This window comes from Mucilaginibacter sp. P4_D1 (assembly GCF_056401935.1).
The window spans coordinates 143,138-157,651 of the sequence record NZ_JBFUIJ010000005.1 but is presented as its reverse complement, the minus strand read 5'-3'; the positions used below and the strand labels follow the sequence as shown (position 1 = coordinate 157,651).

The 14,514-nt window shown below is 43.0% G+C and carries 12 protein-coding genes; 7 read left to right on the top strand and 5 right to left on the bottom strand.

Annotation, left to right across the window (positions count from 1 at the left end; genetic code table 11):
• Positions 1-47: 47 nt before the first annotated feature.
• Positions 48-365, bottom strand: coding sequence for a hypothetical protein (locus AC1DV1_RS07425; protein WP_477357101.1), 318 nt, complete (start codon positions 363-365; stop codon positions 48-50).
• Between the two features lie 265 nt (positions 366-630).
• On the opposite strand from AC1DV1_RS07425, the gene AC1DV1_RS07420 reads away from it, so the two are divergent.
• From AC1DV1_RS07420 to AC1DV1_RS07410, 3 genes are all read left to right on the top strand, one after another.
• On the top strand, positions 631-1,437 hold the full coding sequence (locus tag AC1DV1_RS07420; protein WP_477357099.1) for an alpha/beta fold hydrolase: 807 nt from the start codon (positions 631-633) through the stop codon (positions 1,435-1,437).
• A 1-nt stretch (position 1,438) separates the two neighbouring features.
• Positions 1,439-3,931 (top strand): response regulator, encoded by a 2,493-nt coding sequence (locus tag AC1DV1_RS07415; RefSeq protein WP_477357097.1) that lies wholly within the window; start codon positions 1,439-1,441, stop codon positions 3,929-3,931.
• Positions 3,932-4,079: 148 nt separating this feature from the next.
• Positions 4,080-4,316, top strand: a complete 237-nt coding sequence (locus AC1DV1_RS07410; protein ID WP_147052534.1) for a helix-turn-helix domain-containing protein — start codon at positions 4,080-4,082, stop codon at positions 4,314-4,316.
• Between the two features lie 114 nt (positions 4,317-4,430).
• Here AC1DV1_RS07410 and AC1DV1_RS07405 read toward each other — a convergent pair whose 3' ends face one another.
• On the bottom strand, positions 4,431-5,360 hold the full coding sequence (locus tag AC1DV1_RS07405) for an AraC family transcriptional regulator (protein ID WP_477357095.1): 930 nt from the start codon (positions 5,358-5,360) through the stop codon (positions 4,431-4,433).
• A 155-nt stretch (positions 5,361-5,515) separates the two neighbouring features.
• Between AC1DV1_RS07405 and AC1DV1_RS07400 the strand changes: the two genes are divergently transcribed.
• Both AC1DV1_RS07400 and AC1DV1_RS07395 read left to right on the top strand, forming a co-directional pair.
• Positions 5,516-7,018 carry an aldehyde dehydrogenase family protein gene (locus tag AC1DV1_RS07400; protein WP_477357093.1) on the top strand — a complete coding sequence of 501 codons (1,503 nt, stop codon included), beginning with the start codon at positions 5,516-5,518 and terminating at the stop codon, positions 7,016-7,018.
• A gap of 350 nt (positions 7,019-7,368) precedes the next feature.
• Positions 7,369-7,743: a DUF779 domain-containing protein gene (locus AC1DV1_RS07395; RefSeq protein WP_477357091.1), complete on the top strand. Its 375-nt coding sequence runs from the start codon at positions 7,369-7,371 to the stop codon at positions 7,741-7,743.
• Between the two features lie 45 nt (positions 7,744-7,788).
• Here AC1DV1_RS07395 and AC1DV1_RS07390 read toward each other — a convergent pair whose 3' ends face one another.
• The 3 genes from AC1DV1_RS07390 to AC1DV1_RS07380 form a co-directional block, all read right to left on the bottom strand.
• Complete coding sequence (locus AC1DV1_RS07390; RefSeq protein ID WP_477357089.1) at positions 7,789-8,913, bottom strand: C1 family peptidase; 1,125 nt, start codon at positions 8,911-8,913, stop codon at positions 7,789-7,791.
• A gap of 135 nt (positions 8,914-9,048) precedes the next feature.
• Positions 9,049-10,140 carry a PAS domain-containing sensor histidine kinase gene (locus AC1DV1_RS07385; RefSeq protein ID WP_477357086.1) on the bottom strand — a complete coding sequence of 364 codons (1,092 nt, stop codon included), beginning with the start codon at positions 10,138-10,140 and terminating at the stop codon, positions 9,049-9,051.
• 77 nt (positions 10,141-10,217) lie between these two features.
• On the bottom strand, positions 10,218-11,672 hold the full coding sequence (locus AC1DV1_RS07380; RefSeq protein ID WP_477357084.1) for a sensor histidine kinase: 1,455 nt from the start codon (positions 11,670-11,672) through the stop codon (positions 10,218-10,220).
• 527 nt (positions 11,673-12,199) lie between these two features.
• On the opposite strand from AC1DV1_RS07380, the gene AC1DV1_RS07375 reads away from it, so the two are divergent.
• Both AC1DV1_RS07375 and AC1DV1_RS07370 read left to right on the top strand, forming a co-directional pair.
• Complete coding sequence (locus tag AC1DV1_RS07375) at positions 12,200-13,417, top strand: DUF5690 family protein (protein ID WP_477357082.1); 1,218 nt, start codon at positions 12,200-12,202, stop codon at positions 13,415-13,417.
• Entirely contained in the window at positions 13,368-14,462 is a 1,095-nt protein-coding gene (locus AC1DV1_RS07370) for an alcohol dehydrogenase catalytic domain-containing protein (protein WP_477357080.1), read from the top strand. The genes AC1DV1_RS07375 and AC1DV1_RS07370 overlap by 50 nt, the downstream gene beginning before the upstream one ends.
• The last annotated feature ends 52 nt before the right edge of the window (positions 14,463-14,514 follow it).

The following is a 14,514-nucleotide window of genomic DNA, read 5'->3' as shown; positions in this document are numbered from 1 at the left end:
GCGCTTAAACTGCCGTGCCAAAAAAGTAGTGGTCTGTCAATATTATTCTAAATCAATACCGTTTTCATTCCGGTAGGTTCTGCTACAAACCATCTGTTAATAAATCCTCGGATCACGTCAAGCAGGTTCAGTTTTTTTGTCGGCTCAATAGGCGCCTTTTCAATAGACAGTGTATGATCATCAGATGCATCGCCTTCCTGCATTTCTACCAGGATGCTTTCGCGGATGGCAGGGTCGCGGTTTACAATATCGTCAAGTTCGGTAAGCTCGTTAAAGGTAGCTGTGCCATTTTTTTGTCGTTTAATTAAAATATCAAAACGGTCTTGTAAAAACGTGCGCCGTTCCAGTTGTTTATGGTGCTTCATGGTGCTTTCCCTTAGTAAAATGTACAAAGCAAACCAAATGCCATGCTTTTATTTTATTGTATATCAATAAGTTAAGTTGCATGTATGTTCGGCTCTGTTCATTTTTGATACAGCAGATGTACGCTTTCGCGCAGCGCAGTGTCATACTGATATTTCTATTATCGCTTAATTTTAATATTTTTTTAATTTTTTTGCTTCTTTTCAAATCCTACCTTCGCTTTTTTTCGTACTTTATCTGAGCTGATACTTTACTATTGATTTTTGTATGACCCCCGCAATTCAAAAAAAGAATAATKTTACAATCGAAGGTAATCTTGAATCTGCAAAAACATTGTTATTTGCACATGGTTTTGGAACCGACCAAACCGCATGGAACTGGGTAAAAGAAGCTTTTAAGGACGATTACCGCCTGGTGTTATACGATAATGTGGGAGGAGGCAGCGCCGATCCGGATGCTTACAGCCCTATCAAATATCATCATATAAATACATATGCCGATGACATGCTGGTCATTATGGCCGACCTGGGGCTTTATGATGCCACTATTATAGCGCATTCCGTAAGTTCGATGATTAGCTTACTGGCGGCCAATAAAGCACCAAAGTATTTTGGCAAGATGGTTTTTATAGGCGCTTCACCGCGTTATATAAATGACGAAAGTGTTGGTTATACAGGCGGTTTTACCCAACCCGCGCTCGATAGTATGTACGATGCCATGACCAATAACTATTATGCGTGGGTAAGCGGCTTTTCGAATTATGCCATGGGTAATCCGGACCGCCCGGAGTTAGGCGAATATTTTGCTTATAGTTTATCTGCCATCCGCCCGGACGTTGCTTTATCGGTTGCTAAAGTAATTTTCGAATCAGATTTGCGCAATGAGGTTGAGAAACTGGATAAAGAAGTTCTGTTACTTCAAACCAGGCATGATATTGCTGTTCCATTAGAAGTAGCCGAATACCTGCACGAGCATATCAAGGGAAGCGAACTAAAAATAATAAATGCCACAGGGCATTTTCCACACATCAGTGCGCCTACAGAAGTTATAGCCGCCATTAAATCATTCATATAGTTTGCTGCCTGACACTTCAAATATAAACTGGGCAAAAAGAGCGCTCAATTTTATAACCCGGCTGGGCGTGGTTGACCGTTTTGAAAAATGGGAAACCATCATGCGGCGTAGCATTGCGTATTTAAAGGAATTATCAGGAGCATCGACTGTATTGTTGTTTAAAATTGAAGACAGCATTACGGTTAGAGTTTACACTCCTGATTCGCAGGAGAACGAGGTGGTTTATATTGACCCTGCCGCAATATCCGCGTTCGCTGATGATAAAAGTGTTCAATATTTTGATCAGCAGTACCCCCATATCAACATCAAAACTATTGAATTGCTAAATACCCCGGCGTCGTTGGCGGTGCTGCCTATTGTGCAGGGCGATACCAAAGGTTATATATTGTTAGCCTGGGAAAATAACTTCAGCTTTAATGACGATTTTAAAGAGTTTGTTCAAAGTTGCGCAGCCAAGATAGACGAAACGGCAAAGCTATCCACCACTTATTATTCGCTCGAAGAGTTAAAAGTACGCTTTAATGGCATCTTGCAAACTGTACCGCAGAGCATTGTTTTTGCCGACGATACCGGTAAAAACAGCTGGGTAAATGATCATGCCGCTAAGTTGTTCGGTTTGCCAGGCGGTAATGTGCAGCCTGCGTTGTTATCAGCTGCCATGCAACAACTGCGCGATAGGGCTACAAATAAAGAAGAGCTATTTCGCCGGGGGATGGAGTTTTTTAAATCAAAGGACAAGCGTATTGACAATTGGCAATGGATTTTTGAAGGTGCCGATGTGCTGGTGTTGAGTGTGTGTGCCCGGCCTACCGTATCCGAGCACGTAAGCGGGATGTTATGGACATTTGAAAACATTACCCAACAATACCTTGCCGACTTGCATTTAAAAGAGCTAAATGTGAAGTTGGAAGAGAAAAGCGAATTGGCTGAAGCTCAGAATAAAGCCAAATCGGAATTCCTGGCTAATATGAGCCACGAAATCCGTACGCCAATGAATGGTGTTATCGGGATGACCAGCCTGTTACGTAATACCCGTTTGGATGAAGAGCAATTTGATTTTGTGGAATCTATCCGGCTGAGCGCGGATGCCTTGCTCGAGATAATCAACGAGATCCTCGATTTCTCTAAAATTGAATCGGGCAAACTTGAACTGGAAGAACACCCGTTTTTTGTACATAAAATCATTGAGGAAACTTATGACCTGCTTGCGCTGAAGGCTTACGAAAAGGATATCGACCTGCTTTATATGGTCGATCCGGAGATACCGATGGAGGTAATAGGCGATATGACACGCCTGCGCCAGATTGTGATGAACCTGGTGGGTAACGCCATTAAATTTACCCCAAGCGGCGAAATCCTGACCAGTATTAAATTGGTATCAAAAAAAGGCAATAATTACGAACTTGAATTTTCGGTTAAGGATAGCGGTATAGGTATCCCTGCCGATAAGATGCACAAACTATTTAGCTCATTTAGCCAGGTTGATTCATCTACCACCCGTAAATACGGCGGCACAGGCCTGGGACTGGCCATTAGCGCCCGTTTGGTGGAGAAGATGAACGGCCGCATTTGGGTAGAGAGCGAGGTAAATGTAGGTACCACCTTTAAATTTACTATTCATTTGCGCACCGATGCGCAGATCAAGGCATTTAAACCCGTAATAGCGCTAAAAGAACTTACCGGTAAATATGCATTGCTGATAGATGATAATGTGACCAACTTACGTATCCTGAAAGGGCATTGCGAACATTGGGGTATGCATGCCGATGTTTTTACTACCGGCAAACAGGGTGTAGCTGCCATGGCTAAGCGCAAGTACGATATTGTAGTTATTGATATGCTAATGCCCGAAATGAACGGCATTGATGTAGCAAAGCAAATTGCAAAAAAATATGGCAAAGAAGTACCGATGGTGCTTTTCAGTTCGGCGGGGCATTTTCCGGCAGAGCAGAAAAAAGACCGCAAGCTTTTTACAGCCATATTGGATAAGCCCATTAAACAATCATACTTCCAAAAAATGCTTGTTGATACCATATCGCAGGCAGAAGGAATTACTAAAGGAACCCCGGTGTTAGCAGATATTATAAAAAATGTTCCGGTTGTTGACGATGAGCATTTGGCAGTTTTAGTGGCAGAAGATAACCTGATTAATCAGAAAATAGTGATCAAGGCTTTACAAAACATTGGCCATCGGTGCGATGTGGTAGCCAATGGGCTGGAAGTATTATCATCTCTGGAGCGGCAACGTTATGATATTGTGATGATGGACGTACAAATGCCCGAAATGGATGGCCTGCAAGCCACCCGCGAGATTATCAGGCAATATGGTGAAAAGCGCCCAATCATCATCGCTATGACGGCCGGTGCATACGAAAAAGATAAACAGGAATGCCTGGAAGCCGGGATGGACGATTATATTACCAAGCCCTTTGATTTTGATAGCTTTTATTACAAGTTTAATTTCTGGAAAGGCAAAGTTGGGCAAACGGTGTAAGGGAGTATGGCTAAGGTGAAAATATTTTTTTGCTCCTTATAATCAAACGTACAACCTACGCGATTACTCTTTATTGAAGTAAGTGAATATTCGGTAAATCCGGCTTATTGTTTATTGCGTTTATGTAATAAATAATAAGCCATAACCAATGAGTGCCTTAGTAAACCACAGCGTAAAAACCATAGCCGAAAACATCCGTAATACCAGGATACGGTTGGCTTACTCGCAGGAATATCTTGCTGCAAAGTTGAATGTATCGCAAAATACCTACAGTAAAATTGAATTGGGCTATGTTAAACTAACCTTAGAGCGATTTTTTAAGATTTGCCGGGTATTGGAGATCGATCCGGCCGAGGTTATTAATGCTGATGGGGTAGCGGCCTAAGTTAAAAGTAAGTATAGAAAACAGCCTTGTCATTCCTGGTATTAGGGTAGGTTTGTAAAAAAATATGACGTGTTATTCGGGATTCCCAAATCCCGATGGTTGGGAGCGCAAAGTTTAATTCACCCCCTTTACAATCCCCGCCTTATAAAAACTTGGTGTGGTACCGGTAATTTTGCGGAACGCCCTGCTAAAATAATGCTGGTTGTTAAATCCTGCTTTAAAGCAGGCATCGGCAATGCTGCAATACGGATTATGCAATAGTTGTTTGGCAAACTGTATCCGCTCCTTAATAATATAATCAACCGGCGAAATTCCCATTTCATGCTTAAATGCCCTGAAAAAGCTGGCCTTGCTCATATAAGCCATTTGGCTCAGGGCGTCGATGTTCAGCTTTTCGGTAAGGTGGTTTTTAATGTATTGTAAAATATAAGCAAAACGGTTTCCTGTTGATAGTTGCTGCATATTATCTTGTACAATATGCAGGTTTTGCATTTGCATTATGCGTATCAAAAGTTCTTTCAGCGTTAAATTGGCCAGTACGTCTTTGGTTAACACATCGCCGGTGCTTATACTGATGAGTTTATTAATCAGCTGGGCCAGTTCATGATTATTAAAAAAGTGGAATTGCTGGTAGTTTAGCTTCCATAGGTCGTCGTCAGCGCGCGGGTAATTCTCATTCAAAAAATCAAGGGTACTTTTTATTTCGTGATGATTTATGGCCAGGGCGGTACACTGCGAAGGGTTAAGCTCGGATGCCTCGGGGAAATCAATAGTCATGGTAACATTTGGCGGTACTATCACCGTTTCGCCGGGCAGGTAATCAAAACCGGGTTTATCAAACAGGTGCATTACTTTTTTGCCGCGTAGCATACTGGTAATAACAAGGTCATCAAAAGTAAGCGGAACCAGCTCGCTGCGCTGATAGGTTTCGTAAATATTTAGTTCGCAGTGGTTTAACGTATATGCACGGCGATTTTCTACCAGCGTGTGCAACTCGCGTTTACCGCTAAGGGCAAACGGAGATACCAGGTTTCTCTCGGTCATAATTGGTTTATTATTAAATAAAATTAGACATACTAATTGGTAGTTTATAATTCATTTTAAAATTGAAATTATAATGCACCCAATTGAGAGTATCGTGCAAATACCCGATACAACGGGCTGGTAACTTAGCCTAACCAATTTTAAAAATAAACAGTATGAGTGTAGCCCAAAGACCATCCTTTAAGGATAAGTACGACAATTTTATTGGCGGTAAATTTGTTCCGCCTGTTAAAGGCGAATATTTTGACAACATTTCGCCTATTGATGGCAAAGTTTTTACCAAAGCCGCCCGATCAACCAAAGAAGATATTGAAGCAGCTGTTGATGCTGCCACAGAAGCATTTAAAACCTGGAGCAAAACCGCAGCCACTACCCGCAGTAACTTATTGCTTAAAATAGCGCAGATAATTGAAGATAACCTAAGCTACCTGGCCACGGTAGAGACGATTGATAACGGGAAAGCCATCCGCGAAACCATGGCTGCCGATTTGCCGCTGTGTGTTGACCACTTTCGTTATTTTGCAGGTGCCATCCGCGCCGAAGAAAGCAGCATATCTGAGCACGACGAATTTACCGTAAGTATTAACCTGCAGGAGCCTCTTGGCGTAGTTGGCCAGATTATTCCCTGGAACTTCCCATTATTAATGGCCACATGGAAAATAGCACCTGCTTTAGCGGCCGGTTGTTGTGTGGTTGTAAAACCTGCCGAGCAAACGCCAACCAGTATTATGGTGCTAATGGAACTTATAGGCGATGTTTTGCCTGCCGGAGTGTTAAACGTTGTTACCGGGTTTGGTCCCGAAGCAGGTAAGCCGCTGGCTACCAATCCGCGCATCAGTAAGGTAGCTTTCACCGGCGAAACCACAACAGGCAGGTTAATTATGCAATACGCCTCAGAGAATTTAATCCCAGTAACCATGGAGTTGGGTGGTAAATCGCCAAACATCTTCTTTGAGTCTGTGGGCGATGCTGACGATGAGTTTTTTGATAAAGCAGTAGAAGGCGCCGTATTATTTGCTTTAAACCAGGGCGAAGTTTGTACCTGCCCGTCGCGTATGCTGGTGCACGAGAATATTTACGAAAAATTTATCGAACGTGTAATTGCCCGCACAAATGCCATCATTATGGGGAACCCATTGGATTCAACTACCATGATGGGCGCTCAGGCATCTAATGATCAATATGAAAAAATTCTGAGTTACCTGGATATTGGTAAAAAAGAAGGAGCAGAGGTGCTGGCCGGCGGTGGCGCTCAAAAATTGCCCGATGAGTTAGGTGGCGGCTATTATATACAGCCAACTATTTTTAAGGGGCATAATAAAATGCGCATTTTCCAGGAAGAAATTTTTGGCCCGGTGGTATCGGTTACAACCTTTAAAACTACCGAAGAGGCTATTGAAATTGCCAACGATACCCTTTACGGGTTAGGTGCCGGTGTGTGGACGCGCGACGCTCACGAAATTTACCAGGTGCCCCGTGCTATTCAGGCAGGCAGGGTTTGGGTTAATAATTACCATGCTTATCCGGCACATGCACCCTTTGGTGGTTACAAAAAATCGGGCTTTGGTCGCGAAAATCACAAAATGATGCTGAACTACTACAGGCAAACCAAGAATATGCTGATCTCCTATAATAAGAACAAACTGGGCTTCTTTTAGCCTGGTAATGTTAAAGGCGACCGCGAAGTGTTTGGGATTTTGCGGCGCCTTTTATTAGTTTATTGCAAATCAAATGCGAGGGAAAGCGGGATTCTCCTATCGAGATTGGGAGGAACATTTTTTAGATTAGTATCATCAAATAAACAAAATGTCATTTCGAACGAATCAGAGGTGGATGTTAGCGGTGGGGTGAGGAGAAATCTTGTAAGCCCTGCATCTCGACAAGTCCATCGGAATGCAGGGCTTACAAGATTTCTCCTCGTACCTCGTTCGAAATGACATTTCTTTTTATCTAAAAACTGTATACATGCAGTAGCTCTCAAGAGGAGAATTGAAACAACTATCACACCATGACCAAAAGAGTATCCATTACCCCAGAAGCCGAAAAAGTAATAGCTGAGTTAAAATCCCGGTTTGGCGAATTGATGTTTCATCAAAGTGGCGGTTGCTGCGATGGCTCATCGCCCATGTGTTTTGAAAAAGGCGACTTTAAAATTGGCAGCAGCGACGTAAAAATAGGCGAGATTGCAGGTTGCGAATTTTTCATGAGCATTGATCAGTTTGAATACTGGAAACACACACACCTTACGCTGGATGTTACCCCCGGCCGCGGCAGCAGTTTTTCAATCGAAATCCCGATTGGGATAAGGTTTATTATTCGCTCCAGGTTATTTACTGATGAGGAACTGGGTGATTTGGAGCCTGTTGAGTATTTTGAATCCTGATCCGGCTTTTTAACTGCTTTCTGTCTATTGCGTTGTCTCCCGTTTTTAATTAATAAGCGGTACCGGGGCCTTTACCAGTTTAGCGTACTTTTCATCCAGGGAATTTACCGGCACGGTGATGCTTAATGCATTTATCGCAAAATAATTTACCGATACATAGTCGTAGCCCTTAAATGGCCCGTAGTGATCGCCGCCCGAATCTTTCAGGATAAAAAATAATTTGCCGGCTTTGCTTTTGGCGATACCTACAATATGGATAAGGTGATCGTCCTGCGTTACCAGGGTTTCAAATAGCTGTTGTCTTAGCGGTACGCTATACGCCATCTCTGCTGTATCGGCGTTGCCCACCCGGTAAAAGCGTTTGTCTTCAAACAGGGCGTAGCCTGCTTTACCGCAGTTCCAGCCATTATTGCTTACATCCATATCAACTACCAGCGATTGGCCTTTTTCGATGGTTGTTTTGGCAATTGCTATCAACTCATCCAACGGTACATTCAGGTAATTTTCGCGCAGCAAAAAGTTATCGGGAATTTCCAGCGGAAAGTTTTCGTAAAATGGATGGTGCGTAAACGAGGTTATGGTGGCGTATTGCTGCCTGTTGAATTTTAAAACATCCTTTGCAAAGCTAAGCGGCGTATATTTTTTACCCTCCCAGGTAAATTTGGCTGGTGGAATGCCAACAATATCGTCATGCTTTTTAATAAACCCGGCCAGCCAGTTGGCATCAATGGGTTTTGTTTTAAGCACCGAATCGAGGTAGCTTTTCAGGATTTCGTCGGTTTGCCTGTTGCTTTTATCTGAAAATTCGACACCTTTTTTACGTGCATAAAACTCGTTGGGGATAGCGCCGTATTTTTCTATCCCGTACATGGCATCATGGGCCAGGCCGCCGGCCTCAAATAAACTTGTGCCATTTGACAGAATATAACGCTTTGCCTTTTCAATAAACAGGTTACGCGAGGTATATAATTCCGAAATGTCAATATCTTTTTTATCATTCGCTATCTCGGCCGATTCAACCAGCGACGTAGTTGAAAACGACCAGCAGGTATTGGTGCCGCCCTGGTATTTTACGGTGCCAGCTGTAATTTTTTTAATGGTGACAGGTTGCTGTGCATAAGCACAACCAAAAGCAGCTGCAAATAACAGGGATAGATAATATTTTCTCATCTATAAGTAATTGGGTAAACCACTAAAATAGGAATAAATTTTGATTGGGCGATTGGCCCTGGCCGATAGTACCAATTCATCGGCAGCCTTTTTTAATACCTGTTTAATCGGTTTGCGAAGGAGTGGGATTTTATTTTAACCAACAGCAGGTACCGGCAGGGTAAAATAAAAACAGGTACCGTTTGCCAATTCGTCATCATCTACACCAATAATGCCACCATGCCTGATGATGATTTCGGCGCTTAAAAATAAGCCGATGCCAAATCCCGGTATGTTTTGTGGCGTTGATGTTGCCCGGTAAAATTTTTGGAACACCTTGTGATGTTCGCTTTTGGGCAGGCCGATGCCAAAATCTTTAACCTGTACTTTTACTTCTTTGTCGTTTGCGCCAATGTATACCACGATATTGGTACAATCGGGCGAGTATTTAACGGCATTATTAACCAAATTGGTTAGCACCTGGGCAATACGGTATCTATCTGCAAATACCAGGTTTTTATCATTTGTGGTAGCCACCCGAATGTTGTATTCAGGGTTTATCAGCATAGCATTAGCGGCAATTTCTTCGCCAAGGGCGTTTAAATCAAATGAATCTTTAGCCAGTTTAATGTGGTTGGATAGGTTGGCCGGATCGGCCATTTCATTCAACAACCTGGTAATCCTTTCTACCGAACCGAGGGCTCGTTTGGCAACCTGGGTGATTTTTTCATCGCCAATGCCGGCAATAAACCTATCTAATAGTTGCAAATAGCCCTTAACTGCCGATAGGGGTGTTTTAAGTTCATGTGTGGTTACATTAAAAAGTTCATCCCTTAAAAGCTCCAGGTCTTTCTTCTCGGTGATATCAACCATGGTGCCTATAATGTGGGTGGGCGCTGCCGCATCAAATAGTACCGTGCCCTTTGCATCAATCCAATGAATGGTATTATCAGCATGCCTTACCCGGTATTGCAGGCTATAAACCCCCGATGCAGATTGAATGGCTTCAATAATTGCTTCGGGCATTAGCGGCCTGTCATCGGGCAGTATACAGTTTAGCAGCTTATCGTAATCCAATGTTTCGTTTTCGCCGATGCCAATGTTAGTTTTACATTTGGAGGTACAGTTAAGCGAGTAATTGCTAAGGTCAAGCTCCCAAAAACCTAATTGAACCTGGTCGAGCGCTATCTTCAGATGCTCCTGGGTTACTTTGATAGACGGCTCCTTATAGGCTAACAATGACGACATAATTGGTACGTTGATAATTGGATAAGGCCAACAAGTTAAGCAATAGCTTTTGTATTTAATGTAATTTATTTAAGGGCTTATGTATTTAAGGGCAGGCTAAAGCAAAAGCGACTGCCTTTACCAAGTTCGCTTTCAATACTGAAAATTCCGTTGTGTTTCTTAATGATCTCTGCTGCAATGTAAAGGCCCAAACCTACACCTTGGTAAAGCATAGCTGTCTTGCTTACGCGGTAAAATCGCTGAAACAACTGGTCTATATCTTCTTTGGCAATTCCAATTCCAAAATCCTCCACAATTACCATGATACTACCCGCTGCAATTTCGGCTTTAACTAATATTTTATCAGCCTGGGGCGAATATTTGATTGCATTATTCAACAGGTTTACCATTACTTGTTCTATCCGGAACTGGTCGCCCAGGTATTTTATGCTGACGGAGTTTTCCAATAAAATCTTGTGCCTGTCGGCTGTTAGCTGCACATTACCAATACTATGGGTAAGGGCATCTGTAAAATTAAATTCGGCTATATTTAAATCTATCAGTCCTGCATTTATACGGGTAACATCCAGCAAATCTTCAATTAACCGCTCCAGGCGTTTAATACTGTGGTTGGCATTTAAAATGAATGCGTAAGTTTTGTCGGTTTTATCGGCTGTTTTCTCCAATAACTGGTTAATGGCCTTAATATTGGTTAGCGGGGTTTTAAATTCGTGGCTTACCATGTTAAAAAACTCATCTTTTTTGGCTTCGGCGGCAGCACGTCGTACTTTTTCCTGCTTTTGCGCTTGTATTTCCCGGTTAGCCATAATTAACTCGGCGGCACGTTTGCCCTTTTCTTCGTCCTGGAAATCAAGCTCCTTAAGGGCCGCAAGCAGCTCGGCGGCCCGCCTTCCTTTTTCTTCATCCTGTAAATCGAGTTCAATATTGGCAATAATCAGCTCGGCGGCGCGCTTGTCTTTTTCTTTGCTTTGGTAAACAAGTTCTTTATTAGCTATAATTAGTTCGTTAGCCCGTTTTTCCTTCTCCAGGTTCTGAAAAACAAGTTCTTTGTTGGCTATAATTAGTTCGTTAGCCCGTTTTTCCTTCTCCAGGTTTTGAAAAATTAATTCGGTATTGGCTATAATTAATTCGGCGGCCCGTTTTTCTTTTTCCTGGTTTTGAAAAATTAGTTCAGTATTGGCCAATATCAGTTCGGCAGCACGTTTCTCCTTTTCCGCGTTCTGAAAACTCAGCTGGGCATAAGCAAGTACAAGCTCGGCGGCTCGTTTTTCCTTTTCTTCGTTCTGAAAATCAAGTTCTTTGTTTGCAATAAGCAGTTCTTCGGCGCGTTTTCGTTTTTCAACGTTCTGAAAATTAAGCTCGACGTTTGCAATCATCAATTCATCAGCCCACTTTCCTTTTTCCTGGTTTTGCAGTTCAAGTTTCATCAGTGCCTGGCTTAAATCTTCGGCAAGTTGTTCGTTTTTCTGATGCTGGCTTACCAATTCTTTATTGGCAACGTTCAATTGTTCCGATAGCTTATTTACTTCCATAACATAGGGGCGACAATACCATTATTTAAATGAGATACCAACGCCGTCCGAACAGGTAGATATTTGTAAAATATTGCAAGCTGATTTTGAGTTGCTACGCTTAAAAAAACCGGATCTGCAATAGCACAAATGAAAGCCGGGATTGTTTTCGTAATTCTGAAAATAGATAAAAGAAATTAACTTAAAAAAAACGCTGTTAAATAAAGTTTGAAAAATAGTGCGCTGGTTGGCGGATTATACCAAACTGTAGATACTTTGCTATATAATGCCTAACAATTAAATAACAATTTAATAAAACAGTAAACACAGGCTATCCATTTAGCCACCTTATATTTGGCGTTTATTAATAGTTTGATTGTTTTATAAGGAGCTGTAATCAGTTTGGCTCAATTCGGCTGCACTATGATCCGATGCAAAAGCAATTTCTGCAACCAGTTATGCATCAACATAATTTTTCAGTTCGTCTGCAAAAAATAGTTTCGAATCCGGCCTGGGCGTTAGTGGCAGCGTTTGGTACTTATTTTTGTATGTACGGGTTTCGTAAGCCCTATACCGCGGCTACCTATGCCGATGCCATGTTTTGGGGTATTAACTATAAATTCCTGCTCATTATTGCACAAACCATTGGTTATGTTATTGCCAAGTGGGTAGGGATAAAAGTAGTTTCGGAAATAAAACCACATCAGCGTATCCGGGCCATTTTGGGCTTTATAGCCTTTGCCGAGTTGATGTTGCTGCTTTTTGGCTTTGTACCACGCCCCTGGAATATAATTTGCCTGCTGCTGAATGGTTTATCCCTTGGGGTGATATTTGGCCTGGTGCTGGGCTTTTTAGAAGGCCGCAAGCATACCGAGTTTTTAATTGCAGGGCTGTGCGCCAGCTTCATCGTATCTGATGGGGTATCCAAATCGTTAGGTACCATGCTGTTGAACTATGGAGTTACCGAAAGCTGGATGCCTTTTTTTGCGGGCCTGCTGTTTGCCGTGCCTACATTGATTTTTATAGGTATGCTGGCGTTTGTGCCCTTGCCATCTGCCGCCGATGTGGCCGAACGATCGGCAAGGGAGCCTATGTGCAGTAAGGACAGGCGCGACTTTTTTATAAAATATGCACCGGGGCTTATAGGCATCATAACGGTTTATTTATTTGTAACCTTACTACGCAGCGTACGTGCCGACTTTGCTCCCGAGTTATGGGCCGGCTTAGGCTTTCATCAAACGCCGGCTACCTTTACCCAATCGGAGTTGTTGGTTTCCTTCGCTGTTATAGTTATTATCAGTTTCGCGGTTTTTATTAGCAATCATTATAAAGCGTTCCGGTTTTCGCTCTTTATTTGCCTCGCGGGCTTTATTATTTTGTTGGCTGCTGTTTGGGGCTTAAATCACGGTTTGGGTACTTTCAACTTTATGGTGCTGTTGGGCCTGGGCGTTTATATGCCTTATGTGGCCATACATTCCATCGTATTTGAGCGCCTGATAGCCGTAACCAAAGAGCGTGCAAATGTTGGCTTCCTGATGTATATTGTTGATTCGGTTGGGTATACAGGTTATATCGTACTTATGTTGTTAAGATATTTCACGCCTTCTACTGATTCGATACTGTTTATTTTTTTGAAAATATGTATTGCCCTGGGTATTGCCGGGGCGCTCATTGTATTGTTTTGCCATTGGTATTTTAAAATAAAGTTAAAAAGGAATGAACAACAAATTGCTCCGGTTCCCGGCTGGCAAGGCGGCCGTATTTAACGGTGCCGGCCTGCCATTTGAATTTATAGAACGGGAATTGCCGGTTATTAAACCCGGCGAAATATTGGTAAAAAACCTTTACACCACGCTTTGCGGCAGCGATATACATACCTATTGCGGTCGGCGCGTTGAGCCGGCACAGGTAGTTTTGGGGCACGAAATTGTGGGCGATATCCTGTATATCGACCCGGCCCATCCGGCAAAAGATTTCAGGGGTGATGATATTAAAGTGGGGGATAGGGTTACCTGGTCTATATTTTCGGTACCTGCTGATGTAACCGCGCCAAGGCCCGATATGCCCCAAAAAAGCGACCAGCTTTTTAAATACGGCCATGCATTGGCCAATGGCAACGATGTATTTAACGGCGGCCTTGCCGACTATTGTGTACTGCATGCCAACACGGCACTTATCAAAATTTCCGCTGATATTCCCGTGCAGGTGGCTGCCACCATTAGTTGCGCCCATGCAACGGTTACCGGGGCGCTTAGGATAGCCGGGGATATTGCCGGTAAAAGAGTGCTGGTTTTTGGCGCGGGCTTGTTGGGCCTGTCATGCGTGGCCATGAGTAAAGAAGCAGGTGCGTCATGGATTGGTTTAATTGATAACGATGAGTCGCGCCTGCATTGGGGCGAAAAGTTTGGTGCCGATGAAAACTACATTTCGCCGGCCGACGACGCAACAGGCCTGCCATGGCCCGAGGTTGATGTTGTATTTGATATGACAGGCAGCCCACTGGCCATGCTCACAGGGATCGATTCGCTGGCCCTGGGCGGTATAGCCATATGGATAGGAGCCGTGTTTCCCGCTAAGCCGGTACAGGTAGATGCGCAAAAGGTTGTACGCAAAGTTTTACAAATAAGGGGCTTGCATAATTATAATTATGAGGATTTTGTAAATGCGACCGTGTTTATAGAAAACAATTACACCAAATACCCTTTTGAGGCGCTGATTGAAAAGGAATATACCTTGGATGAGGTATCAGAAGCCTTTACATTTGCCAGCGACAGCAAACCGGTAAGGGTGGGCATAAAGATTGGCGATTAACACCTGGCAGGGGAAATGATTTTATACCGTAGAATTGAAAAGATAATTTACA

Coding starts and splice junctions, on each gene's coding strand:
- AC1DV1_RS07400 (WP_477357093.1), top strand. CDS start 5,516: ATGAGTGTAGCCCAAAGACCATCCTTTAAGGATAAGTACGACAATTTT.
- AC1DV1_RS07380 (WP_477357084.1), bottom strand. CDS start 11,672: ATGGAAGTAAATAAGCTATCGGAACAATTGAACGTTGCCAATAAAGAA.
- AC1DV1_RS07390 (WP_477357089.1), bottom strand. CDS start 8,913: ATGAGAAAATATTATCTATCCCTGTTATTTGCAGCTGCTTTTGGTTGT.
- AC1DV1_RS07425 (WP_477357101.1), bottom strand. CDS start 365: ATGAAGCACCATAAACAACTGGAACGGCGCACGTTTTTACAAGACCGT.
- AC1DV1_RS07370 (WP_477357080.1), top strand. CDS start 13,368: ATGAACAACAAATTGCTCCGGTTCCCGGCTGGCAAGGCGGCCGTATTT.
- AC1DV1_RS07405 (WP_477357095.1), bottom strand. CDS start 5,360: ATGACCGAGAGAAACCTGGTATCTCCGTTTGCCCTTAGCGGTAAACGC.
- AC1DV1_RS07385 (WP_477357086.1), bottom strand. CDS start 10,140: ATGTCGTCATTGTTAGCCTATAAGGAGCCGTCTATCAAAGTAACCCAG.
- AC1DV1_RS07375 (WP_477357082.1), top strand. CDS start 12,200: ATGTACGGGTTTCGTAAGCCCTATACCGCGGCTACCTATGCCGATGCC.
- AC1DV1_RS07410 (WP_147052534.1), top strand. CDS start 4,080: ATGAGTGCCTTAGTAAACCACAGCGTAAAAACCATAGCCGAAAACATC.
- AC1DV1_RS07395 (WP_477357091.1), top strand. CDS start 7,369: ATGACCAAAAGAGTATCCATTACCCCAGAAGCCGAAAAAGTAATAGCT.